The sequence below is a fragment of the Paenibacillus swuensis genome (assembly GCF_001644605.1).
Lineage (GTDB): Bacteria > Bacillota > Bacilli > Paenibacillales > DY6 > Paenibacillus_N > Paenibacillus_N swuensis.
This window is the reverse complement of record NZ_CP011388.1, coordinates 2919021-2945618: the sequence shown is the minus strand read 5'-3', so window position 1 is coordinate 2945618 and position 26598 is coordinate 2919021. Positions and strand designations below refer to the sequence as shown.

Annotated in this window: 28 protein-coding genes; 11 read left to right on the top strand and 17 right to left on the bottom strand. The window is 49.1% G+C overall.

What is annotated here, in order from left to right; all coding sequences use genetic code 11:
- Nucleotides 1-214: 214 nt before the first annotated feature.
- From SY83_RS12980 to SY83_RS12940, 11 genes are all read right to left on the bottom strand, one after another.
- Nucleotides 215-1432 (bottom strand): S-layer homology domain-containing protein, encoded by a 1218-nt coding sequence (locus SY83_RS12980; RefSeq protein WP_068607128.1) that lies wholly within the window; start codon nucleotides 1430-1432, stop codon nucleotides 215-217.
- Nucleotides 1433-1507: 75 nt separating this feature from the next.
- Nucleotides 1508-2116 carry a hypothetical protein gene (locus tag SY83_RS12975; protein WP_068607126.1) on the bottom strand — a complete coding sequence of 203 codons (609 nt, stop codon included), beginning with the start codon at nucleotides 2114-2116 and terminating at the stop codon, nucleotides 1508-1510.
- Entirely contained in the window at nucleotides 2109-2564 is a 456-nt protein-coding gene (locus SY83_RS12970; protein WP_068607125.1) for a hypothetical protein, read from the bottom strand. Before SY83_RS12970 ends, SY83_RS12975 begins: the two co-directional genes overlap by 8 nt.
- 31 nt (nucleotides 2565-2595) lie before the next feature.
- A complete protein-coding gene (locus tag SY83_RS23335) occupies nucleotides 2596-2754 on the bottom strand; it encodes a hypothetical protein (RefSeq protein ID WP_197479849.1) in 159 nt (52 codons plus the stop codon).
- On the bottom strand, nucleotides 2754-2966 hold the full coding sequence (locus SY83_RS12965) for a hypothetical protein (RefSeq protein WP_068607122.1): 213 nt from the start codon (nucleotides 2964-2966) through the stop codon (nucleotides 2754-2756). Before SY83_RS12965 ends, SY83_RS23335 begins: the two co-directional genes overlap by 1 nt.
- 24 nt (nucleotides 2967-2990) lie before the next feature.
- Entirely contained in the window at nucleotides 2991-3131 is a 141-nt protein-coding gene (locus SY83_RS23115; RefSeq protein ID WP_157279855.1) for a hypothetical protein, read from the bottom strand.
- 12 nt (nucleotides 3132-3143) lie between these two features.
- Nucleotides 3144-3980, bottom strand: a complete 837-nt coding sequence (locus SY83_RS12960) for a hypothetical protein (protein ID WP_068607120.1) — start codon at nucleotides 3978-3980, stop codon at nucleotides 3144-3146.
- Nucleotides 3981-3998: 18 nt separating this feature from the next.
- On the bottom strand, nucleotides 3999-4916 hold the full coding sequence (locus tag SY83_RS12955) for a type II secretion system F family protein (RefSeq protein WP_068607117.1): 918 nt from the start codon (nucleotides 4914-4916) through the stop codon (nucleotides 3999-4001).
- Nucleotides 4910-6334 carry an ATPase, T2SS/T4P/T4SS family gene (locus SY83_RS12950; protein ID WP_082882510.1) on the bottom strand — a complete coding sequence of 475 codons (1425 nt, stop codon included), beginning with the start codon at nucleotides 6332-6334 and terminating at the stop codon, nucleotides 4910-4912. Before SY83_RS12950 ends, SY83_RS12955 begins: the two co-directional genes overlap by 7 nt.
- A 15-nt stretch (nucleotides 6335-6349) precedes the next feature.
- Nucleotides 6350-7597: a CpaE/TadZ family protein gene (locus SY83_RS12945; protein ID WP_068607115.1), complete on the bottom strand. Its 1248-nt coding sequence runs from the start codon at nucleotides 7595-7597 to the stop codon at nucleotides 6350-6352.
- A complete protein-coding gene (locus SY83_RS12940) occupies nucleotides 7594-8499 on the bottom strand; it encodes an SAF domain-containing protein (protein ID WP_068607113.1) in 906 nt (301 codons plus the stop codon). Before SY83_RS12940 ends, SY83_RS12945 begins: the two co-directional genes overlap by 4 nt.
- Before the next feature lie 257 nt (nucleotides 8500-8756).
- On the opposite strand from SY83_RS12940, the gene SY83_RS12935 reads away from it, so the two are divergent.
- Complete coding sequence (locus SY83_RS12935) at nucleotides 8757-9098, top strand: hypothetical protein (protein WP_068607111.1); 342 nt, start codon at nucleotides 8757-8759, stop codon at nucleotides 9096-9098.
- Nucleotides 9099-9141: 43 nt separating this feature from the next.
- On the opposite strand, the gene tsaD is transcribed toward SY83_RS12935, so the two are convergent.
- The 4 genes from tsaD to tsaE all read right to left on the bottom strand — a co-directional run bounded on the left by tsaD (nucleotide 9142) and on the right by tsaE (nucleotide 12248).
- The gene (gene tsaD, locus SY83_RS12930; protein ID WP_068607109.1) at nucleotides 9142-10188 is read right to left on the bottom strand and encodes a tRNA (adenosine(37)-N6)-threonylcarbamoyltransferase complex transferase subunit TsaD; all 1047 of its coding nucleotides are present in this window, start codon (nucleotides 10186-10188) and stop codon (nucleotides 9142-9144) included.
- Nucleotides 10189-10292: 104 nt separating this feature from the next.
- A complete protein-coding gene (gene rimI / locus SY83_RS12925) occupies nucleotides 10293-10778 on the bottom strand; it encodes a ribosomal protein S18-alanine N-acetyltransferase (protein WP_068607107.1) in 486 nt (161 codons plus the stop codon).
- Nucleotides 10779-10792: 14 nt separating this feature from the next.
- On the bottom strand, nucleotides 10793-11587 hold the full coding sequence (gene tsaB, locus SY83_RS12920) for a tRNA (adenosine(37)-N6)-threonylcarbamoyltransferase complex dimerization subunit type 1 TsaB (protein WP_082882509.1): 795 nt from the start codon (nucleotides 11585-11587) through the stop codon (nucleotides 10793-10795).
- A gap of 148 nt (nucleotides 11588-11735) precedes the next feature.
- A complete protein-coding gene (gene tsaE / locus SY83_RS12915) occupies nucleotides 11736-12248 on the bottom strand; it encodes a tRNA (adenosine(37)-N6)-threonylcarbamoyltransferase complex ATPase subunit type 1 TsaE (protein ID WP_068607105.1) in 513 nt (170 codons plus the stop codon).
- A 241-nt stretch (nucleotides 12249-12489) separates the two neighbouring features.
- Between tsaE and ku the strand changes: the two genes are divergently transcribed.
- From ku to ligD, 3 genes are read left to right on the top strand one after another with little or no spacing between them, the layout of a single operon-like run.
- Complete coding sequence (gene ku / locus SY83_RS12910) at nucleotides 12490-13344, top strand: non-homologous end joining protein Ku (RefSeq protein ID WP_068607102.1); 855 nt, start codon at nucleotides 12490-12492, stop codon at nucleotides 13342-13344.
- Complete coding sequence (locus tag SY83_RS12905) at nucleotides 13341-14249, top strand: ATP-dependent DNA ligase (protein WP_068607100.1); 909 nt, start codon at nucleotides 13341-13343, stop codon at nucleotides 14247-14249. Before ku ends, SY83_RS12905 begins: the two co-directional genes overlap by 4 nt.
- 10 nt (nucleotides 14250-14259) lie before the next feature.
- Nucleotides 14260-15150: a non-homologous end-joining DNA ligase gene (ligD, locus tag SY83_RS12900; RefSeq protein WP_068607098.1), complete on the top strand. Its 891-nt coding sequence runs from the start codon at nucleotides 14260-14262 to the stop codon at nucleotides 15148-15150.
- Here ligD and cls read toward each other — a convergent pair whose 3' ends face one another.
- A complete protein-coding gene (gene cls / locus SY83_RS12895) occupies nucleotides 15151-16539 on the bottom strand; it encodes a cardiolipin synthase (RefSeq protein WP_068611088.1) in 1389 nt (462 codons plus the stop codon).
- A gap of 145 nt (nucleotides 16540-16684) precedes the next feature.
- Here cls and SY83_RS12890 point away from each other — a divergent pair, with 145 nt between their 5' ends.
- The 7 genes from SY83_RS12890 (at nucleotide 16685) to SY83_RS12860 (ending at nucleotide 25315) form a co-directional block, all read left to right on the top strand.
- On the top strand, nucleotides 16685-18319 hold the full coding sequence (locus SY83_RS12890; protein ID WP_068611087.1) for a spore germination protein: 1635 nt from the start codon (nucleotides 16685-16687) through the stop codon (nucleotides 18317-18319).
- Nucleotides 18306-19472 (top strand): Ger(x)C family spore germination protein, encoded by a 1167-nt coding sequence (locus SY83_RS12885; RefSeq protein ID WP_068607096.1) that lies wholly within the window; start codon nucleotides 18306-18308, stop codon nucleotides 19470-19472. Before SY83_RS12890 ends, SY83_RS12885 begins: the two co-directional genes overlap by 14 nt.
- Nucleotides 19469-19711, top strand: a complete 243-nt coding sequence (locus SY83_RS12880; RefSeq protein WP_068607093.1) for a hypothetical protein — start codon at nucleotides 19469-19471, stop codon at nucleotides 19709-19711. Before SY83_RS12885 ends, SY83_RS12880 begins: the two co-directional genes overlap by 4 nt.
- Nucleotides 19712-19732: 21 nt before the next feature.
- Nucleotides 19733-21196 (top strand): GerAB/ArcD/ProY family transporter, encoded by a 1464-nt coding sequence (locus tag SY83_RS12875; protein ID WP_068607091.1) that lies wholly within the window; start codon nucleotides 19733-19735, stop codon nucleotides 21194-21196.
- A gap of 72 nt (nucleotides 21197-21268) precedes the next feature.
- Nucleotides 21269-22294, top strand: a complete 1026-nt coding sequence (locus SY83_RS23655) for a M23 family metallopeptidase (RefSeq protein ID WP_068607089.1) — start codon at nucleotides 21269-21271, stop codon at nucleotides 22292-22294.
- Nucleotides 22272-22706: a bactofilin family protein gene (locus SY83_RS12865; RefSeq protein ID WP_068607086.1), complete on the top strand. Its 435-nt coding sequence runs from the start codon at nucleotides 22272-22274 to the stop codon at nucleotides 22704-22706. The genes SY83_RS23655 and SY83_RS12865 overlap by 23 nt, the downstream gene beginning before the upstream one ends.
- Nucleotides 22707-22912: 206 nt before the next feature.
- Complete coding sequence (locus SY83_RS12860) at nucleotides 22913-25315, top strand: putative bifunctional diguanylate cyclase/phosphodiesterase (protein ID WP_068607084.1); 2403 nt, start codon at nucleotides 22913-22915, stop codon at nucleotides 25313-25315.
- A gap of 469 nt (nucleotides 25316-25784) precedes the next feature.
- On the opposite strand, the gene SY83_RS12855 is transcribed toward SY83_RS12860, so the two are convergent.
- The gene (locus SY83_RS12855) at nucleotides 25785-26447 is read right to left on the bottom strand and encodes a hypothetical protein (RefSeq protein WP_068607082.1); all 663 of its coding nucleotides are present in this window, start codon (nucleotides 26445-26447) and stop codon (nucleotides 25785-25787) included.
- Between the last annotated feature and the right edge of the window lie 151 nt (nucleotides 26448-26598).

The window sequence follows — 26598 nt, the reverse complement described above, 5'->3', positions numbered from 1 at the left end:
CTTGTTGATACCAATATACAACCCCGTCTGTTGTATCGGTGCCTTGTATATCCTTGATTTTTGTTTGTTTCTTTGCAGGGTAATCAGGATATAATTTATAGCTTGCGTTTGCTTCTGAATTTAATGGAACCCAGAACATATTTTGCGACAATGTTAATACAGTTAGGAAAATTATATATAATTTTGATTTTATCAAATTAAAATTAAACCTCGCTTAATTGTATATGGATATATATCCATCATCTGTCTTTATTACATAGTTCTTTTCACTTTCAGCATTCTTCGAAAAATTTGAGCTAACCCAAAACGTTACCGGCTTTCCTTTATAGAAAAATTTAGACCAATCTCCCTGCGGGAGGCCTTGTATTCCGAATACATCGTATGAAAATCTAGAGATATGCAAGCCGCTCACGATCCCATCTCCACTTGCACCTTGCAAGTATTTAGCTAATGTAAAATTATTAATAGATGGCGTGATTGTGATTTGCATATAACCAAAATAATGAGGGCCTTTATGAACATCAGAACTTTCATTAATAAAAAGCTTCCCATAAACACCTTTTACTTCTTTATTAGAATCCGCGTCCACTAATAACATTCGATGTATATCTATCTTCCCAGCTCCATTGTCCATGGTGTATGTTTTATTGCGGACATGACTGAAATCCTTTATTGTACCGTGCGGAGCTCCAAACTTATATGGAGTGAGCGAAGTCAGGTTTGTTCCGGTGACTCCAACTTCGCGCAGTTCGTTCAGTTCACTGAACGTATCAGCTGTCTTACTCGAAACTGCCTTAAACCGTAAAGCTATCGCAGCAACTTCTGCCCGCGTGGCTACTTTCGCAAACCCAAATGAACCATCCGGCAAGCCCTTCATTATGCCCGTACCGATCATCAACCCAACCGCCGGGTTTTGGTCCATAGTCATTTTATTTTTGAAAAACTCCGATACTGGAATAACCGCCGCTTCTCCCTTTAAGTCATTCAAAGCATCCGCATAGCTAGGGTCTATAGTTGCCAGAGCACGGCTCAACCATGTTGCCATTTCAAACCTGCTAATCGTTCCCGTAGGGATGAAGCGGGATGCTTCCGTATTATAAATAACGCCTAAGCGAACCAAATTTTCCACAGAGGCACGTGACCAATGCGTTTTCATAGAAGTTGGCAGTCCGACAACACTAGCTGAATCGGCACGGTGTAACATACGATCCAAAATAGAAGCAAATTCCGCTTTGGATGTTTGAGCATCAGGCAGATATTTTCCATTGTATCCGGTCACTAAGCCTTCTTTGGCAGCACTTTCGATCCCAGCCTTGGCCCAATGACTATTGATATCTGAGAAACTTAGTGCGTAAGCATTCCCTGATATACTCGCTGAACACACCAATGCCAACAAAGTGGATACTGCTTTCTTACTCCCGCTTTTGTTCATAGAAACTCCCCCACTACTATATGTATAAATATACCAACAAACATATCATGAGCCTTTACAATCCATCAATACTATTTATTGAAAACGGACCTCCTGCACACTAGCAATCACAACCGGCTCGTCATTCAACCAACCCACACCCTCATGTTCGACTTCAACAACCGCCAGCAAAGACGGTCCGACCAACATTTCATCAATCTCGCGAGTCGTTTCTTTAACCGTTCCTTCATATAACTTCACAGTACATTGCATACGCGAGCCAAACATAGAGCATGCGGATGCATCAGGAATCAAATTATCAAATACCAAACTCCCTGGATCCGCGTAAATCAACTCATGCACCACAAAGTCACTTTCTTCCTCCAAATAACTGCTGGTCAAGACTTTCCACCTGTCATCAATTCCCATATTCTTTCGCACAATAGCCGCAAATTGATCCTGTACCCGAAACGAAGCAGTTACGGTGTCCAGAGAGATGATTCCTTCCGCAAGCTTCGTCTTATCCACAGACAGAGATGCTCCGTGCAAGGCCATATTCAAATGCTGCTTCACCCGGGAAGCCGTAGAGATTTGTTTGACATAGTCCACGCCCACCATGAAGGCCAACATACACATACCCAGCACAATCAGGCTGAGAACCATAATGGAAACGCCGCCTTGTTCGTCCTTCCACAATTTAATCATCCAAAGCCTCGCTCCGACCCGCTCCCTCAATCAAATAATAGCCTTCTTCCTCCGTCGCATTCCCTCCAATTAGGCCCACCATGCGTTGTAACAACGTAGCAGGGTATTTTATCGTAACTTGCACGGTTGGATCCGCATCATCCCTCTGCACTTTGATCAATGTACTGCCTTCAAACGAAGGGTAATCCACTCCATTTCGCTGTACCGACGGGAATCCCAAAGCTTGCAGCTTCAGCCTGGTATCCTCCATAATGGATGGTGTAATATACCCCTCCTGGGTACTCATTTCCAATGCGCGATGGTGAATCGTCTCCAGCTTCTCCTGGCGCATCATAAACGTCATGAATGAAACCATTCCCATAGAAACAAACAGGAATACCCCCATCACGATTAATAGGGAGACCATCTCCGCCATCCCGCTTTCCTCTTTCCACAATCGCTTCCACATGGATTACAACCTGCCTCTGCTCACCTATAGTCTAGGGTACCGTCGTGTATCCCCATTGCCGCACTTCCTGCTGTAACCGGGTATGCCCCTCCTCCAGCTCTTGATTAATTCCCTCGTCCCCGAGGAATACATACACCCCAATGCCCAAAACAATAATAGCCATGACCAGCGTAACCGCCAATTTATCCATTAATCGTTCGTTGTCGGGGTCGCTACCCAATCCGTGGAATGTCCTGCTCCAGGCGCGGTCATGCCGTTATAATCAAAACCGCTCGTCTTTGAGTTAATCGTTCTGCCTCCGTTTTCGATGGCATCATTTATGCCGTTATCGTTATTAAAAACCCAGAAACAACCGCCGATCAACAATACAACCATCAAAATCCCAATCACCAATTTATCCATGCATTCAGTCCTCCAATATTTGTTTTATGATGTGGCATCTTCGATTTTAAGTTTTAGATTCTCGCCGCCACCTACGAGACCCGGGCCAATCTCCGCGTTAAACACATAAAAAGCGATTCCGATTAAGATAACCGTCACAACAATGCTGATCACTAACTTATCCACTTCACTCCTCCTTCAAAAAGCTTCACGCATCAGCGCAATTGCCTCCATATACCATGGCAGCAGTATTAAACCGACAACAAATATAAAGGGAATAACAATCAGGAATGTGACATGAAGCGGGGATACTTCGATACTTTTTTTGATTTGAAAATCTCGCATCGTATCAATGTTGCGGATCTGGTGATGAAACAGACTCAGAATTTTATCCTGCGGCGCGTTCCAGGTGGCAAGTAACGTGTTCGTTAACGGCAACACCTCGTGAATGCCCACATCATCCGCAAATTGACGAATGGCCCGCTTCGGATTGTCTAACCAATCCAAGAGCAGATGCTCCAGGTAAGGAGCCAGCACAACACAAGTTCGGCCCGCGCGGCGTATCGCATAATACAACTGGATTTGATCATTAAGACTAACGACTAATCGATGAGAAAACTTCACAATTTCCGCGGTAAGTTGTTCTTTCCGCTTCGATGCAAGAAGGTGTACCGTAAGGGGCGGCAAGATGAATGAAAGCAGAAGAAAGGGAATGATTTTGATCAAGGAGTAAGGCCTGTTAGCTAACAATCCGACTGCTATCACAGCAGGCAACAACAACTGAATTACCCGATATCGAAACACCCCCATCCCGAACGGCTGCCCTGCCAGCTTGAGAAGTGCGCGTAGGCTCTCATTGGAAGTACTCCGCTGTACACGGCCCATCTGATCCTCCGCCCATTTACGGAACGTTTCCTTTCTCTTTAACACTAAATAAGGCGTACGCACTCGGTTCCGTACAGGTACCATTAACATCACTGCTACAAGCAATACCGCGCATCCGACTCCAAAAAGCATGGCAAACCACCATATCATTCCCGGGCTTCATCCTTTCTATATTTTCTTTTTGCCTAGCTGCAGCGCTCCGATGAAGGATGCGAATAACACCACTACCGTAACGGTAACGTACTTTTTGCCCCCAGGATCCGTGAAGTAGTACACACGGTTGGAAGGTTGAATCCAGATGTTAAAACCGACAATAAATACAGCCATCGCAATCATGAGCAGGGTCCCGTAGCGGTAGACGGCAAGCAATGTGTTTCTTTTCTCCTCGTTATACATGGCATTCTGCATCTCATTAATGAGCTTGAACAAGGAAGGAACAATGTCGGTTCCCGTTTCCAGATGAATGATGAGAATATCGGCAAAATCCTGCGCCCAATGATTCCCCACTCGTTCCGCAAACTTAATGACGGAAGGCTCCGCAGCCTCGCCGGTTTCCAGTTCCATCGTCAACCTTGCCCATTCCCCCGCCATCTCGGCTGGCATTGCCCCTCCTGCTTTATAAATCGCCCCTGCTAAATTTTCGGCCTCTGTAAAATACCCGATGAACGTTTGAACTGTAGGAATCATGACCCGAGCCATACGTTGCTGCATTCGTTGATACCGGTGCCAGATGTAAATGAACGGAAGTCCGCTAAATAAGCCTCCGATGACCAAGCTGCTGATGAACGAAGCCAAAGTCCGGTAAGTAACCGAGAACAACACAATAAATATAATGATGCTCAGGCATGTAATCAGAAACGGCGAGCTTTGGACTCCCGCGACACTCATATACGTTTCCAGACGAGCAAACCCCGGTAAACGCTCCAGGTCCAGCAACTGATGCCGTTCCGGCTCTTTACGTTGGCGGCGGAAGAAGGAATAGGTGTTTCTTTTGACCAACAATCGGGAAATTCCGTAGACGACAGGATGCAACACTAACAGGATTCCGATGGCAAAAGAGACCGTGATCAGCCAGCTAATTACCATTCATCCGCACCTATCCGTTCCAACAACTCCCGATCCGCCCCGTAGCTTTCCATATGCTCGATGAGCTCGTTGCTCAGACGGTTTCCTGTTCGCTCCCAGGTTTTTGCGCTATGATTCCACACAATAAGAGGAACCAAGCTAACTTCACCGTCGTCGGATGCACAAATTTCACTGATTTCAGTTATAACCCTCCTGCTCTTGAATTCATTCTCTTTCACTAACCTTTGAAAAATAACAATATTGAACGCCCGCGCGATGCGATGCCTCAGCAGCTTATCGTCATGCGACCGTCCGTCCTGTTTCACCATGTCCATAATGTCGGATATAATCATACTCCGGTACTTGGAATGCAGACTCACCATCGTGTCGTGACCTCTGAGCGCGGCCTGTACCGCCTGCGAGGCTTCAGCGCCGCGAATTTCTCCGACAATAATCCGATCCGGACTGTTGCGAAGCAAAGGCTTGAAAGCTTCTTCCATGGAGATGCCGAGCTCATTCACCGCTTGAAATGGAACGATATTGCGTCCTCCGCCTAATCTTTCATGCAGCATCATTTCGAATTCGGTTTCCAGTGTAAGCACACGCTCTTTCATAGGAATTTCTCTGGATAGGGCGTATAATGTGGTGGTTTTGCCTGTTTTGGTACCTCCGGCGACGATGATGGAGGCATGAAACTGGACTAGCAAAGATAACAAACGGCTCATGGGAGCATTTAAAGTTCCTTGATCTTGCAATGAACTTAGGGATGGATCTTTGAGGATAAAGTTTCGAATGGTTATCGTAGGAAATGCGGAATAATTCGGCTGGGTCATGGTAAGTCTGGCGCGATTATACATATAGGTATGGCAGATCGGATGTTGCTCGTTAATACGTGCCCGACCGTAAAGTGCAAGGCGCTCCTGCAGCCTGATTACTTGTTCCGTTGAATCAAATTGCTGAGCATGTTTGACGGAAACGCCGTTCCTCATAACAAAGATGTCGCGGTCGTTCACTTGCACTTCCTCTACGTCCTTCTGCTTGTATAAATCCTCAATGTATCCCGCGCCGATGGAAAGGGCAAATACGGCTTCATTCAGCCCCATCCGTTCCAATATACCGCCGGAAGTGACATAGATTTGCCGGTCTTGTATGATTTTTTTGATCATAGCCTTGACTTGTTCCTGTGCTTGAGGATGGCCCAGACCCGCGCGGTGTATAACTTCCTTGTAGTCCAAGTTCCGCATGAGTAATCCGGTGTTCGTCTTCAACTCTTCCTGAACAAGTTTCACAACTTCATGTAAATCCTTAAGCTCATAACCCCTCTGTTGCACAGAATTTGCCGAATCCGGGTTTGAATGTTCCGCTTTCGCTTGCATATTCTTTAATTGTTCGAGAATAGAGTAACGTTCACGTTTGTTAGGGGACCCGTATGCTTTCACACATCACCTCTGCGGTTACTTAAAATTTTTCATAAAAGGCAGAATCATCGCGATGGACTTATGTCTCGCTCTTGTTTGGGAAGTCGACGGCTGTTCAATCCACTGAATTCCGGCTTGATCTGCAATCCACCGGCTGAGTGTACCAATCTCTCCCTTGAACTCCTCCGCGGAACGACCTTCCGAGCAGTAGAGAGGGATTCCCTCGTTTACCGCTTTGGCGCCTTCAGGGGACCCTAAATCGGGAAGCACCGCGACGGGCTCAAACCCTGTGCTCTTACGCACGTCCTGCGCATTATGACCGCCGCTGACAGAACGGTTCAGGATCATTCGGAAATCTCGCTCACCCAATCCAAAATAGGACCACACCCCGCGATACCAATCATGCCACGCACTTTCGTAGCTTGTAACGAGCGGTTGTACTACAACGAACCGTATATCCGCATTTCGCACACATTCGACTGTCGCCGCTTGATCAGGGAAGCTATGAACGTCCGCAATGACAATATCAAACGTTTCTCTGGCCACTTCAAGCAAGTGTCCGATCTCCTCAGACAGAATTCTCTCCGCCCATTCTCTTCTGCGCAATCCCGTTAGAATATGAAGATTAGGCGTTCCCGGCATAGGGAGACATGCGCGCAAGAGCGTATCCGGTGAGAGTGTGCCCGAGTCGCATTCCGCCTGAATATAAGGAAATCCCTTGGCGCCTTTCAAGCGTAGCTGATCCTGAATCTCAGGAGATTTGAAGTTGAGATCCAACAGGGCAATTGATTTGCCGGTGTTCTTGGCCAGTGCCAGCGCCGTGGATATGGCAACCGAAGTCGAACCGTCTTTGGGAGCAGCAGACAGAAAGCTTATGAGATTGCCCCCTGTTGAATTCGTGATTTTACGAGAATTGAAGAAGCGTGTGCTCAGTTCATGTATAACATCCTGGAAAATACCATAGGGGGGTATCATTCCAATGTTAAACTCCAAGCCCAGACTAATCTTTACTTCCCGAAAAAGCGGATCTTCCTGGTGATGCTGGCTTAAAACGATATTCGCCTGAGGACAACTGCGGCGCAGCCGAGGCATCCAATCCCAGGGGTATTCATCCTTAAACAAATCTTCCATAACGAATATATGAGTAAGCTCGTCTCCTTGCTGCGCGGTTCGTGTAATCAGTTCTTTGTCGGTATAACAAACCTCTGCACGCTTCGGTTCCGGCATCCATTCCATCATTCGCTCACCGATTTCCGGTGTGGTTACCGCGAGAACAATCTTCACGGCTTCGCTCCTTTCTCTCGAGTGGATTCCTCTTTCAGGGTTAAGAACGGGTTATCTAAGCCAAATCGTAATATTCCGCGTTGCCGTCCCTCTGTAAATCGATTGTATTGCGCGGGTGTCATGATGAGGGTGATTGTTGCGGGGAAGCCTGTTGCGGAGGTCCTGAATCCTTGAAAACGGAACTGGTCCCGTTCTTCCGGGGTCAAACCCTTCAGATTGCCTAAGGTGGTAGGTTTGGCATCGGTAATTTCATGACCTTCCGTATCCTTTACTGAGGCGACTTTCACATCTTGCAAAATAAGTTCAACAGCGGGGGAAACATTAGTGGATAAGGATTGAGCGGGGCTTGCAGGGTCAGGAGCGGTTGTTTGGGTTAAGTCGTCTGGTTGGGCAAGATCCGCTGGATTACTAGAGTCGCTGAGGTTACTAGCGTCGCTTGGAGCTTCAGATAAATCTCCTCCTTTTGCATCTTCGGCCTCTCTCTTAGCCGGATCAATCTCCGTCCATACTTGGATCCGATCTCCCCTGCGCAGCATGTTGTTCACCGCTTGTATCCCCGTTACTTCAAAACCGTAGTAACTCTCACCTTCCTGTGGGAATATGTTATCCTTCTCCAGCTTCCATGAGAGGAACTCCTCGCTCTCCCCGATCGGTATGGCGGCCAGCTTACCGACAATCTCACTCTTGTTCGTAATGGCATTGTCCACGTGCTGTACAACCGGAATTTCTACTTGCTGAATCATCTCCTCCTTGATCAGTTCACCCGAATAAATCATAGATTTCGGCTTGTACGTCACCATCATGGTTAAATCTTGCTCATAGGCTTTCATGTAAAAAATGAAGCAAACCACGCTCCCCGCCATGATGAACATGCCGATGAGCGCTGATATCCATTTGTGCATGAATCGCTCCTTTCTGTGAAACTCCCAAGTGTACTAGGTGAATGTACGCAAAAAAACCGCCCCAAAACGCGCTGTTATCAGCACATTCAAGGGCGGTACTTCCGCACAAATCATGTTTAGTTACTAGTAAGTTATCACAGGTTGTTCTCTGGAGTCAACACAATATTGGAAATTTTTATTTAAAGTGTGTCAAAAGTACTAGATTGAAGCCATATTCCAAAGTATAATAGGTTCATCATGATGGAAGGCGGTTAATCATGGAGGACAAAATAATAGGTTTATTAAATGAATTCAAGCTAGAATTAGCAGAAATTCGCAAGGAAAATGCTGAACTGCGTGAGGAAATGCGTCAAGGTTTTTCGGAGGTTCGCGGTGATATTAAAGAGATTCGAGGCGAAGTCCAAGAAATCCGGGGTGAAATGCAGGAGATCCGGGGTGAGATTCAAGAAGTCCGCGGAGATATCCAGCAGCTTCAAAGAGCTGTGTTAGAAACGCCTGCGGCTGATAACCCGCCTATACAGGAACGGTTGGATGCACACCAACGAATCCTAGGGGAACATAACGAAGAGTTGGCCAAACTAAAAAATAAAATCCAATAGATGCGGAAAAGAACGGCCTGAGCCGTTCTTTTTTTATGCTTAATTAGTCAGCCCGTACGGACCACTCTTCCAGGGACAGCCCCGGCTCCGCCTTGAAGTTCAGATCGGCAAACTCACCCGTTTGCCATTTGAGATACGCGGCGGCGCCAATCATCGCCGCGTTGTCCGTGCACAGGGCCAGCGGCGGCACCGCCAGCGGCACGCCCTCAGCCTCGCACCGCGCAGCCAGCGCGGTACGCAGGCCCTTGTTGGCGGCGACGCCGCCGCAGAGCAGCAGCTGCTTCGCGCCCAGGGCTTTCACCGCCCGCATCGATTTCTCTACGAGAACATCGATGACGGACTCCTGAAAGCCCCGCGCCAGCGCTGCCGGATCGACGGCTTCGCCTTTCATCTTGGCCGTATTCAGCGCGGCCAAGACAGCCGATTTCAGCCCGCTGAAGCTGAAATCGTAAGAGCCCGGCTCAAGCCATGCCCGCGGCAGCGGCATGACTTGCGCCGATTCCACGGCCAGGCGGTCGACATGCGGACCGCCTGGATAAGGGAACCCGAGCGCCCGCGCAACCTTATCATAGGCCTCACCCACCGCGTCATCCCGCGTCCGGCCTATGATTTCAAAGCGCCCAGGGCGCTCGATCGACACAAGCTCGGTGTGTCCGCCGGACACCACCAGAGCGAGAAGCGGATACGCCAGCGGCTGGACCAGCCGGTTGGCGTAAATGTGTCCCGCGATATGGTGCACGGCAATCAGCGGCAGGCCGGCTGACAGCGCGAGCGCCTTCGCCGCGACACTCCCGATTAACAAGGCCCCGATTAGTCCGGGCCCTTGGGTTACCGCGATGGCGTCCATATCCCGCAGGGTCATGTCCGCTTCGTTCAACGCGTCTTCAATAATCCGTGTAATGGACTCCACATGCTTACGTGAAGCCACTTCAGGCACCACGCCGCCGAATTGACGATGGGTCTCAATCTGACTTGAAATCAGACTGACCAACACTTTAGTGCCGTCTTCGACAATCGCCACAGCCGTTTCATCACAGCTTGTTTCTATTGCAAGGATTCGGCATGGCCGATCCGATGTTGTCTCCGTCATGAGGAAATTGCTCCTATATCATCTTGTCATCACTGTATTTACTTACATCATGCGGCATCCTCGCTTATTCTCGCGATTCAAATCATACCGCTTCATCCCATCTTTTACTTCAAAGGTAAATCCGCCCACATAATCAGCGCATCTTCCTGGTTATCGCTGTAATAGCCCTTGCGCACACCGGCTTGTGTGAAGCCCAGCTTTTCGTATAAGTTTTGGGCAACCCGATTGGAGACGCGCACCTCGAGCGTCATCTTAACGGCACCTGAACTTACGGCCGTAGCCTGCATTTCCCGCATCATCCGTTCACCCAACTTGCGGCCGCGGAAAGGTTCGCGAACAGCGACATTCGTAACATGCGCCTCGTCCATAATAAGCCACATGCCGCCATATCCGGCGATTTCCCCTTGAATTTCCATAACGATATACTTTGCAAAATGATTGTTCGTCAATTCATTATAGAAAGCACCCGATGTCCAAGGCGTGCTGAATGATTCTTCCTCGATGACACAGATGCTTGGAATGTCCTCGACCCGCATAGGCCGAAATGCCAAGCCTTCAGTCTCTTGCGCATGAAATTTAGCGTCCAACATGGAATGATCTCCCCTTACTTCTTCGCCGCTTTAAGATTCACTTCGGCTTCCGCCAACTGTGTATAATTCGGCACAAAAGCGTGAGTATCCTCCTGCATGCCCGAAGACCATTGCTCAAACGCCAATTGACCGATATGTTCCGCGCGTATAGAGCGGTCTGAGATCTGCACTTCAACTCCGGCTGCTTCCCCGAACGCATGAATAAGCTCCGTAAACTTCTCAAGTTCTCCGACAAACACAACCCGTTCCGGCAATTGTTCTCCGGTCATACGTTTCTTCAGTTCCTGTAACCACGGTTCAACAAGGAGTACCGCATCCTCAGCCATGCGTTCCCAACCCGATCCATCCCTACGGCAACGGAATAGCGCCGTATAAGCCTGACCTCGGCGGGCATCCATCAGAGGTACGATCCACTCATTGCTCAGGGCATCGCCACGTTCTCCCTTGCACATTCCCCTGCTTCCATAGCTAAGCGCCTCCAAGCTCGACACCCCGATGACAGGAATCCGGTTTGCCCACGCCAACGTTTTGCCTACCGTTACGCCGATGCGCACCCCTGTATAGGAGCCGGGTCCCCGACCTACGGCAATCCCGTCCAGATCGGACACCTGCATATTCAACGCGCCCAACAATTGCTGGATAATCGGAAGAAGATATAAGGAATGATTCCGCTCCGCGAACGAATTTACTTCTTCCAGCATCCGGTTGCCTTCCAATACCGCTACCGACATCGACGAGGTGGAAGTATCCATCGCTAAAATGCGGCTATGCTTGTCTACAGCTTTGTTATGTTCCCTTGAATCGCTCACCGCGCTAAGCCCCTTTATGCTGCAACAGATAGATTACCTAATGTCAATAACCATGTTTCATGCTAGCTATTCGGCTGGCTATCCATTTGGCTGCCTGACAATTTGCCATCTCTTGCTTTTCTTTTCGCTTTCCTTCACTGTTACCATTCTACCTCTTCCGTACAACACCGGCTTCTTCCAATGCCTCGCACCAATGAACATAAGGTTCCCCGCGGGCATCGATTCGAAACCGCCGCTCCTCGCCGCCCAGATGTTCAATGAACATGGAAAGCCGTTCCGCGGGGAGCAAATCTTCCACAATGCTTGCCCATTCCACGATCGTCACACCGTCTCCATAGAAATATTCATCCAGTCCCAGATCGCCGGCCTCTTCTTCCGAAATACGATATACATCCATATGATAAAGGGGAAATACCTCCCCCCGGTATTCTTTAATAATGGTAAATGTCGGACTGTTCACGACCCCGGGTACGCCCATAGCCTCTGCGAAAGCTTTCGAAAACCGCGTCTTCCCCGCGCCTAAATCGCCGTCCAGCGCCACAATCGTACCTGCCTGAATGCGCCCGGCCAGAAGCGCGGCCAATCTTAACGTATCTTCTTCCGTTCTTGCTATAAACTCATAGCCTACAGGCTCTGCGAACACAAAGCTCACTCCTAACATGACAATGGCTGTCTATTATTATATCGGTACGAAGTACAAGCCGCAAACATTGACCGGAATTTAGTTTCTGTACATAGCAAAGCTTTCTCAATTCACCGCTTAAAGTGGCTTTTGTCAGGTATACCAAGGACTTATATGGTGAAAAATGATACTTCAGGATATTTAAGTTCAGACTTCTACGTATACTAGAATATCAATCCTCGGGATACACCCGAAAATCTAATTGATCTGGAGGTTTATTATGCATACGGTTTGGAAAGGCGCCATTTCCTTTGGCCTGGTTCACGTCCCTGTTAAGATGTTCTCCGCTACGGAAGACAAAGACATCTCCATGCGCTACATACATAAAGATTGCGGTTCGCCGCTGGCTTATATCCGAAAATGTCCCGTGCATGATGTGGAAGTGGAATGGGAAGACATCGCAAAGGGTTATGAGTATGAGAAAGGCCGTTTCGTTCTGTTTGAGAAGGATGAACTGGAGTCCATCGGTTCCGCGGGAAACAAAGAAATTAAAATACTGGACTTCGTGGATTTGAATGAAATTGATCCGATCTATTTCCAGAAAACGTATTACCTCTCACCGGATTCAGCGGGAGCCAACGCCTATAATCTATTGCTGGAAGCCATGCGCCAATCCGGTAAAATCGGTATCGCTCAAATCTCCATTCGTTCCAAAAGCTCCATGGCGGCCATCCGTGTAATAGATAACTGTATTTCCATGGAAACGATCTTCTATCCGGATGAAATTCGCCCGATTTCCCAAGTTCCGAACCTGCCTCAGGCGATCCAAGTGAACGATAAAGAGTTGACGATGGCCAAAATGTTGATCGAACAGTTGTCGACACCGTTCGAACCGGGTAAGTATAAGGATCAATACCGAGAGGATCTGATGAACCTGATACAAGCCAAAGTCGCGGGCGAGGAAATTAAAGTTGCTCCTCAGCAGCAACAGACCAATGTCATTGACCTGATGTCCGCATTGCAAGCTTCCCTCGCCGCCGCCCCACCGGCTGGAAAAGGCGCAGCATCCGCCGAAGCTGCTCCCGAAGAGAAGAAGAAACGTAAAACGAAAGCGAAAGCCAAAGATATCGGATGATTCCATTGCCCGGAAACCCGATGGCTCCGATCCTTCAGGAAGCCATTCCTGAAGGAGACGACTGGGGGTATCAAATCAAGTGGGACGGAGTTCGGTTACTGTCCGCCGTGGGGAACGGCAAAGTCGATCTCTATTCCCGGAAGATGTTGCTTAAAAATTCCGTGTATCCTGAAGTGGCGCAGCGCCTCTCTTCCCTGAAGGGAGAGCTTCTTCTGGACGGGGAAGCGGTCGTCATTGATCCTGTGCTGCAACGTCCTGTCTTCCAGAAGGTGCTCCAACGGGAACGTACCCGCTCCGCCACAGGAATCAAGGACATGATGGAACGCAGTCCCGTCGTTTATGTCCTGTTCGACTTGCTTTACGAAGATGGCGAGGATCTGCGGAAGCTTCCTTACGCCGAGCGCCATCAACGTCTGCTTGCCCGGTTTCCGGACAAGCATCCGAATCTGTTGGTGAGCGATTTATTCCATGACGGGGCCGCCCTATGGAACTGGGTCAGCACCAACGGCTGGGAAGGCATCGTCAGCAAGCGGCTGTCCGGTTCTTATAAAGAAGGGAAGAAACACAAGGATTGGTTTAAGAAGAAAATTACGGTGAACTTGACGGTGGATATTGTCGGCGTCACGGTGCGGGAAGGTCAAGTCGCAAGTCTGGTCATGGCTGTCGACGGTGTTTATTTCGGACGCGTATCGCTGGGTCTGAATGTAGGCCATAAAAGGAGAATCATGCAGTATATCCAGGACCATCCCTTGGATCAACGGCCCTTTCACGCTTTACCTGCCGATCTGAAAGGGGAAACGGTGCTATGGACAAGCCAACCTTTCCCTTGCCCGGTTACCGGATTGGAAATTACATCGGCCGGACTGCTCCGCCACCCTCAAATCGTTAAAGTACCTGAAGTTTAGGAGGTCTCTTATGTGCGCTGCTAAAGGAAAGAAAGGCGTTGTCATCGTTGAAGGCTGTGAAATTACCGTATCCAACCCGGATAAATATTTATGGCCCGATCAACAGATCACCAAGGCGGATTACCTTTCCAAGCTGGCCGCGTTGTCGCCTTATTTATTGAAGTATTGCGACAATCGGTATTTGACAACCATCCGTTGGCCGAACGGGATTGACGGAAAGTCTTTCTATCAGAAAAATTGCCCTGAGCCTACACCTGAATTCGTCAGCACAGCTTCCTTGGACGGCATTGATTATGTAAATCTGGACTCTCTCCCGACCCTGTTATGGCTTGGGAATTTGGCCTGTCTGGAATTTCACCCCTCCTTTAATTACATCAACGATCCCCTGCCTGCCGAATGGGTGATTGATATCGACCCTTCCCTTGAAGTCGAACCCCGCATCATGGAAGCCGCTTATCTTGTTGGCGAAGTGCTCGATTCACTAAAGATTCAGGCAGTACCAAAGACGTCAGGCGCCACCGGCGTCCAGATTTATGTCCCGATCGAACGCGGCATCACTTTCGACGAATTGCGGAAAATCGGGCAATTCATCGGAGAATTTCTGGTCAAGTCCCACCCGAACCTATTCACGATTGAACGCTTGAAGAAGAACCGAGGCGACCTCATTTATATCGATTATTTACAGCATTATTCCGGCAAAACCTTGTCCGCCCCCTATACCCCTCGGGCACGCCCTTTCGCGCCGGTGTCGACTCCGCTTAAATGGGAGGAACTAAAGATGGGCATTACCGCGCAAGACTTCCACCTGTTTAATATCCAGGAACGATTACATACATACGGGGACCTCATTCAGGAGGTCCCCGCTCAGAATCTGTATTCTATTCTCCAACATCTGAAGTAATTACAATAACGGCGACAGCAATCTGGCCAATACTTCCTTGCTTCTCTGCATTCGGGACCTCATGGAAAATTCCTTGAGGTCTAATTCTTTGCTGTCTTTCAAATCCTGCTGAAAATCCTCTTCTATACGTCTAATCGATTTCTTGTCAAACATGACGGCGTTTAATTCGAAATTGCTGAAGAAGCTTCGCATATCCATATTCGCCGTCCCCACCGTGGCCAGCATGTTGTCGATGACCATGATTTTCGCGTGAATAAACCCCTTCTGGTACGAGAACACCCGCACCCCTGCTTGCATCAATTCTTCCAGATAAGACATAGCCGCTAGTTCAACCAATCTGGAATCAGGAATACCGGGCAGCACTAACCGCACGTCCAGCCCGCTGACCGCCGCGGTTTTGAGAGCCATATAGATGCTGTCATCCGGGATGAAATAAGGCGAGGCGATCCAGATTCTCTTTTTGGCAACGGTAATCGCCCCGAATATCATCTCCAGAATGGAATCCCACTGTACATCGGGACCGCTGGAAATAATCTGTACCTGTTCCTTGCCCACGCAACCATGCTTCGGGAAATATTCCAGATGCGTAATCTTTCTTTTGCTGACAAAAGCCCAGTCCGTAAGGAACGTATGTTGCAGAAAATACACAGCGTCTCCCGTAACCCGTAAATGCGTATCTCTCCAGAATCCCAATATTTCATTGGCTCCAAGATGCTCGTCCCCAATATTAATACCGCCAAGAAATCCCGTGAGACCGTCTACGACGACGATTTTGCGATGATTGCGATAGTTCACTCTCTTGTCGAAAAAAGCAACCATCGGCGGCAGAAAGAAATGCTGCTCGATACCCGCGTCTTTAAGCGGCTTAAGAAATTTAGCCCCCAGATTATGGCTGCCTACCCCGTCCACTATCAGCCGCACCTCAACGCCCTCTTGCGCTTTGCGAATGAGCAAATCTCTGAACTTCGTCCCTATTTTGTCCGGCTGAAATATGTAATACTCCACGTGCACATGATGCTTGGCCCCTTCAATCGCTCGAAAGATCGCTTCGTACGTCTGCTCCGCGTTTGTAAGCACCTGCGTTTCATTACAAGTTGTTATTGGGGAGTCCGGCAAAGCCTGCAATAACCCGAATAACCTATGCTGTTCCATGAATTCGTCATTACACACATCTTCCGGCTTGCGCACGATATTCGCCTCTTTAAAGACAAACTCTCGAACCTCCTTGGATATGAGACTCCCTTTCCGACGTACTCTGCGACGGTGCTTGTACTCTTTGGCCAAAAAATAATACATAACAAATCCGATAATTGGAAAAATAAACAGAATAAACATCCAAGCGATCGTCTTCGACGGATGCCGGAATTCAAGTATTAATATGGTTGCCATCTGCGTTATGAAAATAAACAGTACAGCCGCGATCCAAAACCAAAACAATTGCTTTCCACCCCCGGGCAAATTTCACTCTACATAGATATAACCACTTTTGACATGACCAATGCGGTTCTTACAAAAGAGAAAGGCGGGTATGCACATGTTGCTGAAAAGAAAATTGAGAACGAAGAAATCGAAGTCCAAATCCAAACCGGAAACGGGTTTGCTGGAATATGACTTTGTGACCGAACTGAAGGATAAGCGCTTCTCCACCCGTCTTGAAGAAAATAAGAAACAAATCGAAGCTTTATTCAAAGACAGCTCGGACTTTGTCGTTCTGCCATTTGAGGTCCAGGGCGGCAAGAAAGCCTTGGCCGTATTCATCGACGGATTGGTGAGTTCGCAGCAAGTTAACGCCGCCCTCGAAGCCATCATGATTCTCGAAGGTGATGAGCCGACTATTGAGAAGCTGGCGGAGCGTTCCATTCCTTCCGGACAAATGAAAACCTCAAGTAATTATAGCGAATTTCTGCTCGCCGTGCTTGGCGGAGACACGGGAATTCTTCTGGAAGGGGACAGCTCTGTACTGCTCTTGGGACTTCGCGGTCCTTCCACAAGATCTGTAGCCGAGCCTGAAACGGAATCTGTGGTCAGAGGTCCGCGGGAAGGCTTTATTGAGAATTTAAGAACGAACACCTCCATGGTGCGCCGCAAGTTAAAAACTCCACATCTGAAAATGAAAGCCTTGGTGCTCGGGAAACAGACCAACACCAACATTGTCATCTCTTACCTGGATCAAATCGCCGATCAGGCGGTCGTGGAAGAAGTGGAGAAGCGTCTTCAGAAAATTGATATTGACGCCATTCTGGAAAGCGCCTATGTGGAAGAATTAATCGAGGATAGTGTGTATTCCCCCTTCCCCCAGGTCCAGATCACGGAACGGCCCGATACCGTTGCGGCCTCTCTTCTGGAAGGCCGGGTGGCTATATTCGTAGACGGTACGCCTTTCGTTCTCATTGTGCCAACCGTCTTCTGGCAGTACATGCAAGCCAGTGAAGATTATTACGAACGGTTCTGGGTTACCAGTCTGGTCCGTCTGTTACGTTATTTCTTACTCGTGCTGTCTTTAACCACACCCGCTTTGTATGTTGCCGTGACCACTTTCCATCAGGATTTACTGCCTACTTCTCTTATGCTTTCCATCGCCGCCGCAAGGGAGGCGATTCCATTTCCCGCCGTGATTGAGGCGTTATTAATGGAGATTATCTTTGAATCCCTGCGCGAAGCCGGGGTCAGACTTCCTAAAGCGGTAGGATCCGCCTTGGGTATCTTGGGCGCGCTGGTGATCGGACAAGCCGCCGTAACCGCGGGCATCGTCTCCGCGCCTGTCGTTATCGTCGTTTCCCTGACAGGGATCGCTTCCTTCGCGATCCCGCGATATAACGCCGCTATCGCGGTGCGAATGCTCCGCTTTCCGCTAATGTTTTTGGGGGCAACCTTCGGCATGTACGGAATTCTGCTCGGCATTTTCTTCATGTTGGGACATATGGCCAACCTCCGCTCCTTCGGCATTCCTTATCTGTCCCCGGCAGCCCCGCTCACCCTGAGGGATATGAAGGATACGCTGGTTCGGGCACCCCTGCATCTGTTAAACAAGCGGCCGAAGTATATGCCTGTGCACAATGAGCAGCGGGTCGATCCGAGCATGCAGCATATGATCATTCAGCAGAGCGGTCAGAAAGGGAAATCGATTCCCCATGATCCGTCAGGAGGGAAACCCGATGAAACCAATTAAACGATGTGGACTGCTTCTTCTGGCTTGTTCCGTTCTTCTGATGACGGGCTGTTGGGACCGCAGAGAAATTAATGATGTCGGGTTTGTGCTTGCTACCGCAGTTGACCTCGAAGATGACGGGAAATACCGTGTAACGGTCCAAATCTCACTTCCGGGTCAGATGGGCGGAGCTTCGGGCGGAGGCGGCGGGACCGGGGGAGACAAGAGCTATTACATCGATTCGGATACGGGAAAGACCGTAGGCGACGCCATCAATAAAATGCAAAATCGGATGTCCCGATTCATGACAACGTCTCATGTCCGTGTAAACATCATTGGTGAAGAACTTGCCAAAAAAGAAGGAATTGTAAATATATTCGCATCTATGGGGAGAGGTACAGAATTCCGCCTGTCTTCCTACATGATTATCGCCAAAGGCAAGGGATACGATCTGCTGAATGCGGAGCCCAAATTCGAACGGTTCCCCGCGGAGGCTTTGCGCGAGCTCGTCAAGCCATTGCAAATCACGGTGAAAGACGTTGCGGATTCCATGAGTATTGAAGGTCAAGACAGCATGATTCCATATATGGGAGTGGTTGAATCGCAGAAAGGAGCAAAGCCGTCCAAAGAAATCTCCTTTGAGGGATACGCCTTGTTCGACCAAGGGAAGATGACAGGTAATCTGAGCGGCGGAAACGCTGTCGCGCTCGGCTTTCTTACCAATCGGCGTGTTGCGTTCACAACGCTGCAAATTACCAAAGACGAAAGTATTGAACTGTTCGTAACCGGAGGCAGACTCAAGATTAAATCCAAATTGGTCAGAAATAAACCGGAGTTCGATATTCACGCATCCGCTGCCGTTACCATTGTGGAGAACGAAAGTATGATGGACGTAACTCATCAATCCAACAACCGGAAAATTGAGGAAAAATTAAGTAAACAATTTGAAGTGAAAATGACCCAAATGCTTGCGCAGTTACAAGAAAACAAATCGGATGCCGTTGGTTTTGGTCGAGTCATCTCACGTGAATTTCCCGGAGAATGGAAGCGTATGAAGAATAATTGGAAAGAACAGGGCTTCCCCAATTCTAAATTTCATGTGCATGTTTCAACCAACATTACCCGTTCCGGACTCATTTCAGAAAATATTGTAAAAAAGGAGCCGAAACTGTGAGTACTACGCTGTTATTGATCATGACTATCGGATATGTATGTTCCTTGCTTGTCGACCGCAAACTGTTTCGGGAGGTGAAGCCGTCCGGCGCCGTGCGTGGAACTTATTACTTCCTGAACGGGATTTTCCTCGTACTCTGGTTGATGGTGTTGTTGGATATCACACCTATGTTGCCGACGCAGTTCATCATTCGCTATGTGTCCCCCTGGTTTTCCGATTTACTGCATCTGCGACATTAGAACAAACGGAGGTGAATAGCTATGAAACCCGTCATTCAACAAATGGGAGCCCGCCAGTTGGGCTGGCTGACAGCAACCATATTGATTACAGGAAGCTTCAGCGCTTCTTATAAAGAGATCATCCGTGTTTCCGGTATTGACGCTTGGGTGACCACCGTCGGACCGATGTTGTATTCGCTTGGATTAGCTTACTTGATTTATAAATTGGCAACCGTGTTTCCGGGCAAAAACATATTCGAAATCTGCCGGATGCAATTAGGAAATGTCGGCGGCGGGCTGATTAATCTGATCTTGATCCTGTATTTCTGGATGCTCCTATGCAAGGATCTCAAGGGACTTACCATCTTTATCAAGACTATGCTTCTTCAACGCACACCGGAAGAAATACTTCTGTTTACATTGTTCGCCGTGCTGATCTACTTTGGACGCAGCTCTTTCGAAGTGGCGGTGAGGGTGAATGATATTATGTTCCCGATCTTCATGATCATGGTCGCGACACTGCCTATCTTCATTTCCAACGAGTTCGCTTTCCGCGACATTTTGCCGCTGTTTAATGACAATCTCGGGGAGTTTGCCGTTACCAACATTCTGACATTGGGCAGTTACGGCGACTTAATTATTGTAGGGGCCTTTCTCCATATGGTTACGGTGCCCAGACAGGTACATACCTCTATTCGTTACGGGATTCTGTTTGGCAGCTTTACCAGCACGGTCTTTATTCTAATTACCGTAGCTGTTCTTGGTCCCAGCATTGGCGGCCGATCCATCTACCCCCTATATATGCTTGTTCAAAGTATCCATCTGACGGATTTTCTGGACCGCATCGAAATTTTCTTCTACAGCGTGTGGTTCCCCATTTTCCTGTTCAAAATCATCGCGACCTATCACGCCATCTTAAACGGTTTGTCCAGCTTCTTTAAAGGCGGCAATCCCGCGTTCTTTAACAAGACACTTGCCTGGATTGTGTTACTGACATCGAATTTTGCGATAAGGAATGTGGTTGATTTACTTGCCTTTGTCAAGGTGATGCCCCTCTTCGCGATCGTATTGCCCTATCCCTTGTTGATACTTCTCTTAGTCGCATCTAGAAAAAGGCGTTCTAAAGGGAGCAAGTCAAATACCGGCAAAGACACACCTGCGGAGGGGACGTCCCATACGAAATCTGAGGAAACGAATGCAGATCCGAAGAAAAACCGCGGGTCTGAGCCGGTTAAGCCTTTTTTTGAACGGATGACGTACCCGGGGATTGTACGGTTCGCAACCATCATGCCGGTGATTAGCCTGATTTCCGTAATCGTGGGGTATTTCGTCGGTTCTTCCTCACCGATAGCGGCCAATATCTGCGCAGGCACCTTCTTCTTCTGCCTTCTGGCAGGCGCGGTAGCAGGCCACTTTGAATTGGCTAAAGTCACCGTGCCGCCGCAGAATCAAGAGGCTTCTTCCACCCAGAGCGGCAAAGAGCAAGGGTTGTCCGAATCGAATTAAAGGGCATGTTTCATATAGACAAGGAATACGTTAAGGTAGGGTCCCATCAAATTTAAACGGAAAGGAGTAGTCATGTTCGGAAAACACAAGCGTAAATTCACATTACTGATTATTCCGGAACCTGAGCGTTCAGTGATGCATTTCCGTCTTTCCAAGTGGCTAATCTTTACTCTACCTTTGCTTGGCGTCTCGGCACTAACGTATATCTTTCTCACGATGCACTATGACGCGAGCCACACGCAGTCCAAGCTGGAATCGGACTTACGTCAGCAGTCCCACCAATTTACACGCACCGTCATTGATAAAAACAGTGATATAGAACAACTTCAAAGCGAAGTCATTCGTCTCTCCCGGCAAGCGAACCAAGTATCGAAGCAACTTGGCCGTTTACAGGAATTAGAGGTTGAGATTAACGGATTTCTCGGAAACGGAAAGGAATCTTCGTCCCGGTCCGCATCCGCCAAGAATGCGAAACCTTCGGCAGAGTCGGAAACGATTTCCTCAGCCGCCGGCGGGGAATGGCTGCCCCCTAGTAACGAGGAAATGATTGCCCTGAGCACCACCTTAAATGCCAAATACGATTCGTTAAACACACTTTTAAGCACGATGCAAAAGAATCTTGCCGAAACCCTTGCCAAAGCTCGGGAAGCTCAGCATAAATTAGCCGTTACTCCAACGCTATGGCCTACTACCTCCCGTACAGTCACCTCTCTCTTCGGCTACCGCAGTGACCCCTTTCATCATAGACCCAGCTTTCACAGAGGACTGGATATCGCGGGAGACACGGGGGACAAGGTGTTTGCGGCGGCAGACGGTACCGTGGAAGTTTCAGACTCCGATGGACAGCATGGGCAATATATCGTACTGGGGCATACAAGCCGGATCAGCACAAGTTATTTGCATCTTAGCAAACGCATGGTCAAGCCCGGTCAACATGTAACCAAGGGAACCGTAATCGGATTGCTTGGTTCTACGGGTCGGAGCACGGGGCCGCATCTCCATTTTGAAATTCACCGGGACGGGAAAGAAATCAATCCTCAGCTTTATATCAAGCCCATGGGAAAGGATGTCAGCTATGTTTGGGAGAACGAAGACTAATAGGAACGTAAATTCTGTTCGAACTTTGATCGGCGAGGGCGCCGTGTTGGAGGGCAAGCTGATTTGTGAGACATGCCTCCGGATTGAAGGCGAAATCAGCGGAGATATTGAATGCGCCGGAGACGTCGTGATCGGCGAACAAGGTGTGGCGCGGTCCAATGTGACCGCGCGCGAGTTGTTTGTTGCCGGCAAAGTCGTCGGCAACGTCACGGTCAAGGGCAAGCTGATCATCTCCCGCAGCGGCGAGCTGCATGGTAACATTAGCGCGGCCGCGCTGGTTGTAGAGGACGGCGGCGTGTTCAACGGCGTCAGTCGCATGGAGCGAGCCGACGCCGCTGTGAAGGGCGTGCGCGAGCTGCCTTTGACGGAGCCGAAGACGGAGGCGTCAGAGATTTCGCAGGCGGCGGGTTAGGTCAGGCGCGGCATCGTGGGCATAGCACATGCGTTTATACGGCAAGGACTGACTCTTCGGAGGTCGGTCCTTTTTCTTTTTGCATAATTATACATAAATGTGTATTAATTTGTTAAATATCTGTATCGAAGCAGGAATCGACATGTTTGAACGAGAATGTATATAGTATAATTCGAAAGACCTATACATAATGAGGTGAATAACAGATGAATATGACTTTCGATCCAGTTCTGATGTTTATTTTTTTCCTGTTGCCCATTTGCTTTCTGCTGGATACAACACTCGTTATCTACCGAAGAGATCCGAAACATATTGAGAATCGTTTAGCTTCAGCTACAACGCTCTTTCTGGTCATGATGCTCTTCTTTGAATACGTTCAACAGCTTCTTCCTAAGGAATACGCTGTATATATAGCTGCCTGCTTCGTATACCCGGCTTCCCTTCTTTCCGCGGGCACCTCGTTGCTCCTCCATTTGAAGATTGCCGGACTGTCATCACGCTTTCCTTTAAGCAAAGTCAGTTTTGTCGCCTTCTTGCCCATGGCCGTCTATGCGGCGGCGCTTCTTCTGCGGGGTCCTGGTTTTCTGTCCTCGGGCGCGAGTGAAGAAGGAATCTGGAAAATAGAACATATAGGTCCGAGTCTAATTGTAATCTTCGTCGTTCTGGTTTTATTCTCGAATGTTAATTTGGGCGTGTCGGTCTGGGCGGCCCGCAAATCTTCCGCCGCCATCGAACGGATCCGTTATGCTATCTTGCTGCGGGCCAATCTTAGTTATCAAGGCGGCGTTCTGCTGCTTTATGTCCTTATAGAAGCCGCGAAACCTTATGTTGTCATTCCTTTAACGGTATTTTTTATCGCCACTTCTATCTGGGGTATATCCTTACGCATCCTGATGATGAAGTACAATTTCCTGCCATCGGTCGAGAAGCGGTTTCAAGTGCTCTATCAACTCTCCCCTGCGGCGATCCTGATGATGGACAAGAATGGAATCATTCGGGAGGCCAATCCCAGCGCATTGCGTCTGTTCGGGGATATGTCTGATCATCTGCTAGGAGCGTCGTTTGTGGATTTTCTGGATGGTCAGCAGAAGCATGCATTTCGTACTCAATTCACGCAGGAATTTCCGAACAACCCCTGGATGAATAAGGAATGGTTGGTGCGGAATTTTCTAGGGGAACAGCGGATGCTTGTGATGGATACGGATGTTATGCCGGTCAGCGGCGGATGGTATGTCCTCGCTGTCATTCAGGATGTAACGAAGCGCAATGAAGAAGAAGCCTACCTGGATTACATGGCTCATCACGATACGCTTACCAAGCTGCCTAACCGCTTGATGTTTCATCATAAGCTGGAGGCTTCGCTGATTGCCGTCCAAGAGAACGGTAACCAGTTAGCGGTTATGCTGATTGATCTTGACCGTTTCAAGATGATCAATGATTCTTTGGGGCATGCCTTTGGTGACGAAGCGTTAAAGCATATTGCGGACCGGCTCCGCCGCAAGCTGAACCCAGGCCACGTGCTCGCCAGGTTCGGCGGTGATGAATTCATTATTTTGATTCCGGAAGTGAAAGAGTACGATGAGGTCGTGCAGTATGCGGAAGAGCTTCTGCAGGTGTTCATGTTGCCGGTAACGTTGCAGGATATGGACTTCTTTCTAGGGGGAAGCATCGGAATCAGCGTGTATCCTTACGACGGCTGGAATGCGGAAACGTTAATTCAACATGCGGATATGGCAATGTACCATGCTAAGCGAAACGGCGGGAATCAATACCGGATCTATAGCAAGGAGCAGAATGACAATGTGATGAAGGACGTGGGGTTAGAGCATCTGCTGCGGCGGGCGCTCGAACGTAATGAACTGAGCGTGCATTATCAGCCCCAGGTGGATATTTCCACAACGAACTTCACGGGCGTAGAAGCTTTAATCCGCTGGAACTCCACCGAGCATGGATCGATTTCACCGGTGGAATTTATTCCGGTTGCGGAAAACTCCGGATTGATCCATCCCATCGGTCGTTGGGTGCTGCAGGAAGCCTGCAGGCAAGCCAAGCTGTGGCAGGACGAGGCGAGCGCCCCCTTCACGGTGTCCATCAATGTGTCATCGAAACAGTTTATGCAGGCGGATTTTGCAGCGATGGTCAAGGAAATTATCGAAGAAACGGGAGCGGATCCCAACTATTTATGTTTGGAGATTACAGAGAGTACGGTCGTCAACAACCTTCTGGTCGCAAGAAAAATGCTGGAGGATCTCATCGGTCTCGGTATACGGATTGCGATTGATGATTTCGGCACAGGTTACTCTTCGCTCAGTGTACTGACACAGCTGCCGATCTCCACGATCAAGATTGATCGCTCGTTCATCTCCCATATGGACGATGAGGGCGACGGAGAATCGATTGCCAAGGCGATTATCTCGATGGGGCATGATCTGCGCAAGAAAATTGTAGCCGAGGGCGTGGAGACGATAGAACAGTACTTGATCCTGCGGTCTTTGCATTGCGACACTGCTCAGGGCTTTTACTTCGGCAAGCCTTTGCCGGCTTCGGAGATTACCGCGTTGTATGTGCGGCCGAGCGGACAAGGGGTGGTGCGGGTTGCCGCGCTGTAGTTGGGCGTGGGCGTGCATATCGCCTCGCGCTAACGGCCTTTTGCGCCGTTAGCCGGTGATATGCTCGCTCTAACGGCCTTTTGCGCCGTTAGCCGGTGATATGCTCGCTCTAACGGCCTTTTGCGCCGTTAGCCGGCGATCCGCTCACGCTAACGGCCTTTTGCGCCGTTAGCCGGCGATCCGCTCACGCTAACGGCCTTTTGCGCCGTTAGCCGGCGATCCGCTCGCGCTAATGGCCTTTTGCGCCGTTAGCCGGCGATCCGCTCGCTCTAACGGCCTTTTGCGCCGTTAGCCGGCGATCCGCTCGCGCTAACGGCCTTTTGCGCCGTTAGCCGGCGATCCGCTCACGCTAACGGCCTTTTGCACCGTTAGCCGGCGATCCACTCACGCTAACGGCCTTTTGCGCCGTTAGCCGGCGATCCGCTCACGCTAACGGCCTTTTGCGCCGTTAGCTGGCGATCCGCTCACGCTAACGGCCTCGTTCGGCCAACTTGTAGGCATGAATACGCTGGGTCCCGGATACCGGGGCAACCCATTGTTGTCGCATCAATTCTCTCAGGTGCTTACGCGCCAATTTCTCTCCTATGTTCAGATGAGCTTGGATGTCTTGTAAACTAACCGATGTCCCTACTCCAGATGACATAAATCTGATAATTTCCGTATGAACTATGCCCAACGCACCTCCCTTTTGTTCTTCCATACGTGTTCCAAACCATCGTCCCATCCACTGTTGCAAAGACAATTGACATTGCCGCGGCTGATCTTTCACATCATCAAATGAATAGCGCAGCACTTTCCAATCCTCCACAACCAATCCATTCTGTCGGCGCCGATCATCGGAAAAGGTATATCGGTCCGAACGCCCATGTGTCTCATATCCGTCAATTTCCAGACAAACACGGTAAGGTGCCCGCAAATACACAAAATCCAGATAACGCGTACGATCCCTGTAATCCATGACTTCATATTCTGCTTGCAAACAATCGAATCTACCCACCGCCGGCCACCACACTGTCTCTAGAAACACCCGCTCTGCATGCCCATGGTTCAATAACCGGCGCCGCCGTTCCCCTGAAGATGATTGAATTTGCTTTTCCATCCAACCCTCATACGCCAATTTAAAACTACTCATTCCCACTTCTCCTCCTCACACAGAATCCTACCTAAAATAAAAACCGCCCCTATCCGTTTATCATCGGAAAGGAGCGGCATTCTTCACGCGCTACAATAGTTCATTACGGCTCTTCAATTATGCCCTTCAATCAGCTCTTCAATTAAGCTCT

What these genes read in the sequence shown, in the direction of transcription:
- SY83_RS12980 (WP_068607128.1), bottom strand. Translation starts at nt 1,432, where the DNA reads ATGAACAAAAGCGGGAGTAAGAAAGCAGTATCCACTTTGTTGGCATTG.
- SY83_RS12975 (WP_068607126.1), bottom strand. Translation starts at nt 2,116, where the DNA reads ATGATTAAATTGTGGAAGGACGAACAAGGCGGCGTTTCCATTATGGTT.
- SY83_RS12970 (WP_068607125.1), bottom strand. Translation starts at nt 2,564, where the DNA reads ATGTGGAAGCGATTGTGGAAAGAGGAAAGCGGGATGGCGGAGATGGTC.
- SY83_RS23335 (WP_197479849.1), bottom strand. Translation starts at nt 2,754, where the DNA reads ATGGATAAATTGGCGGTTACGCTGGTCATGGCTATTATTGTTTTGGGC.
- SY83_RS12965 (WP_068607122.1), bottom strand. Translation starts at nt 2,966, where the DNA reads ATGGATAAATTGGTGATTGGGATTTTGATGGTTGTATTGTTGATCGGC.
- SY83_RS12960 (WP_068607120.1), bottom strand. Translation starts at nt 3,980, where the DNA reads ATGATATGGTGGTTTGCCATGCTTTTTGGAGTCGGATGCGCGGTATTG.
- SY83_RS12955 (WP_068607117.1), bottom strand. Translation starts at nt 4,916, where the DNA reads ATGGTAATTAGCTGGCTGATCACGGTCTCTTTTGCCATCGGAATCCTG.
- SY83_RS12940 (WP_068607113.1), bottom strand. Translation starts at nt 8,499, where the DNA reads ATGCACAAATGGATATCAGCGCTCATCGGCATGTTCATCATGGCGGGG.
- SY83_RS12935 (WP_068607111.1), top strand. Translation starts at nt 8,757, where the DNA reads ATGGAGGACAAAATAATAGGTTTATTAAATGAATTCAAGCTAGAATTA.
- tsaD (WP_068607109.1), bottom strand. Translation starts at nt 10,188, where the DNA reads ATGACGGAGACAACATCGGATCGGCCATGCCGAATCCTTGCAATAGAA.
- rimI (WP_068607107.1), bottom strand. Translation starts at nt 10,778, where the DNA reads ATGTTGGACGCTAAATTTCATGCGCAAGAGACTGAAGGCTTGGCATTT.
- tsaE (WP_068607105.1), bottom strand. Translation starts at nt 12,248, where the DNA reads ATGTTAGGAGTGAGCTTTGTGTTCGCAGAGCCTGTAGGCTATGAGTTT.
- ku (WP_068607102.1), top strand. Translation starts at nt 12,490, where the DNA reads ATGCATACGGTTTGGAAAGGCGCCATTTCCTTTGGCCTGGTTCACGTC.
- SY83_RS12905 (WP_068607100.1), top strand. Translation starts at nt 13,341, where the DNA reads ATGATTCCATTGCCCGGAAACCCGATGGCTCCGATCCTTCAGGAAGCC.
- ligD (WP_068607098.1), top strand. Translation starts at nt 14,260, where the DNA reads ATGTGCGCTGCTAAAGGAAAGAAAGGCGTTGTCATCGTTGAAGGCTGT.
- cls (WP_068611088.1), bottom strand. Translation starts at nt 16,539, where the DNA reads ATGGCAACCATATTAATACTTGAATTCCGGCATCCGTCGAAGACGATC.
- SY83_RS12890 (WP_068611087.1), top strand. Translation starts at nt 16,685, where the DNA reads ATGTTGCTGAAAAGAAAATTGAGAACGAAGAAATCGAAGTCCAAATCC.
- SY83_RS12885 (WP_068607096.1), top strand. Translation starts at nt 18,306, where the DNA reads ATGAAACCAATTAAACGATGTGGACTGCTTCTTCTGGCTTGTTCCGTT.
- SY83_RS12875 (WP_068607091.1), top strand. Translation starts at nt 19,733, where the DNA reads ATGAAACCCGTCATTCAACAAATGGGAGCCCGCCAGTTGGGCTGGCTG.
- SY83_RS23655 (WP_068607089.1), top strand. Translation starts at nt 21,269, where the DNA reads ATGTTCGGAAAACACAAGCGTAAATTCACATTACTGATTATTCCGGAA.
- SY83_RS12865 (WP_068607086.1), top strand. Translation starts at nt 22,272, where the DNA reads ATGTTTGGGAGAACGAAGACTAATAGGAACGTAAATTCTGTTCGAACT.
- SY83_RS12860 (WP_068607084.1), top strand. Translation starts at nt 22,913, where the DNA reads ATGAATATGACTTTCGATCCAGTTCTGATGTTTATTTTTTTCCTGTTG.
- SY83_RS12855 (WP_068607082.1), bottom strand. Translation starts at nt 26,447, where the DNA reads ATGAGTAGTTTTAAATTGGCGTATGAGGGTTGGATGGAAAAGCAAATT.